Annotated in this window: 1 protein-coding gene; it reads right to left on the reverse strand. The window is 32.1% G+C overall.

Annotated elements, in window-relative coordinates; genetic code table 11:
• Window positions 1–138: 138 nt before the first annotated feature.
• On the reverse strand, window positions 139–1,494 hold the full coding sequence (locus Rain11_RS13650; RefSeq protein WP_101359923.1) for a carboxypeptidase regulatory-like domain-containing protein: 1,356 nt from the start codon (window positions 1,492–1,494) through the stop codon (window positions 139–141).
• Between the last annotated feature and the right edge of the window lie 385 nt (window positions 1,495–1,879).

The raw sequence follows: 1,879 nt of genomic DNA on the forward strand, positions 1-1,879 counted from the left end.
GCTATAAGTATTTTTTTTATACCTCACAAAAAAACAATAAGGATTTTCTTAATGATGAAATCTTTCTTAATTTTGTTAAATTAAACGCCGTCAATATCCACTAATTCATAACTTGGCGGTCATATTGTTTTTACTTTTTCAAACTAAAAATTTTGTCGGAGGACTGAAAGCTTGTTTATAAAAAAAATCTTTGGAGTATAGCTCTGATTCAAAACGATTGAGGTTGTTTTGCAATAAATTGGTTTTCGTGAAAATATTTTCTTGTTTGAAACTAAATTTGTACTCTAATAATGATTTTGTGGAAGTATTTGATTTCACATATACATCTCCGCTATACGAGGTGGGGCGTTTGCTGATTTGGTTGAGGTCAGAAGTTTGTATATTTTCGGAAATAAGGCGAATGTTACCTAGAAATTCCTGAACGGATTGAATGTTATCGGAAATATAATAAAGTCCGCTTTTTACATTCGTTTTATTCCCTAATTTGAAAGTTTGATTGTAGCTTCCAAATAAAGTTTGGTTGATATTTACACGTCTTTCTTCTAAAACCGAAGAAAAACCATATTCGGGAATAAGTTTTTGGGCGAAAAAATCTTTTTCTTTGAGTTGTTCGGGATTGTAATTGTAGCTATCAAAATAATTGAAAGGCGTTTGATTGACGCCTATGTTGTTGTACGATAAACTGCCAAAAGACTTATATTTTTTTGTAACAGCCAAAATTGTACCACTCACATCACGAGCAAATCGTTTTTCTATCATCAAGCCATTACCAAAATCAATATCTCCTGAAACATTTATGCCTTTTTTGAGTTTGAGATTAAGAATTACTTTGTCGCTATTTTCTATGCCTTTGAGCAGTGGATTTTCCGAATAATTCTCAATAGCTTGTATTTGCTCTACCATATTGACATTGATATTGCGAGAGCCAATGCTGTAATTTGCTCCAAACAAATCATCACCATCTAACTTAATGGTTTCAATAGACTTATTTTTGTATTTGATTTCACCGGTTTTTTCGTTTACTTGTACGCCGGGAAGTTTTTTGATTATATCTTGAATCTTGCGTTCTGTGCCGTCCGAATAACCTTTTACATCAAATTTGGTGGTATCTTCATTGACCGAGAACGATTCTTTTTCGGCTGTAATCGTGATTTCCTCGATTTGTTCTTCGGGAAGCAACACAAAATCGCGTATGTAAGTAGCATCTTTTTGTAGATTTTTTAGTTCTACATAGTCTTTGGAATAGCCATTGGCGGCAATCTCAAGAATTAAACGCTCATATTTTTCTTGTAAAACGATGGCATATTCGCCATTACGAGCTATCGTAAATTCCCGAATGTCTTCAGCCCCCACCGAATCGCGAATGATGACACTGGCAGCAATAATTTTCTCGCCTTTTCCATTTTTTATAGTTCCCTTGATGGTTTGAGAAAATACCCAAACGTTTTGGAATACGAAAAGAAAAAAAGGCAGAAAGAAATATTTTGAAAACATACAAATAGTACGAAAAACAAATCAAAAAAGTATCAACTTAACGTCAATACTTTTGAAAAAAAGTGTTTTTGTTTTCTTTAAAATTCCAAACCTAAACCTGTTTGTGCTTGGGGGTAGATAATTTCTGCATTATCTATTTTAAAGTATGAATTATACACAGTTGTTCCCTTTTTGGCTTTGAGTCTTGCAACTTCTTTATCAATAGCTTCTTTGTATTTCAGTGTATATTCTTTCCAAGTGAGGAACTTATTATTTTTTAACGTGAATTATAAGTCTAACTTATTGTTTTCAAGGGATTTAAATAAAAAAACTTAGGGTAATTGAAAAAATGATTAACTTTGAGTTGTACTTTTTAAATATTTAATCATATGAGTCAATTACCTCT

This window comes from Raineya orbicola (assembly GCF_002843425.1).
GTDB classification, from domain to species: domain Bacteria; phylum Bacteroidota; class Bacteroidia; order Cytophagales; family Thermonemataceae; genus Raineya; species Raineya orbicola.

Coding starts and splice junctions, on each gene's coding strand:
- Rain11_RS13650 (WP_101359923.1), bottom strand. CDS start 1,494: ATGTTTTCAAAATATTTCTTTCTGCCTTTTTTTCTTTTCGTATTCCAA.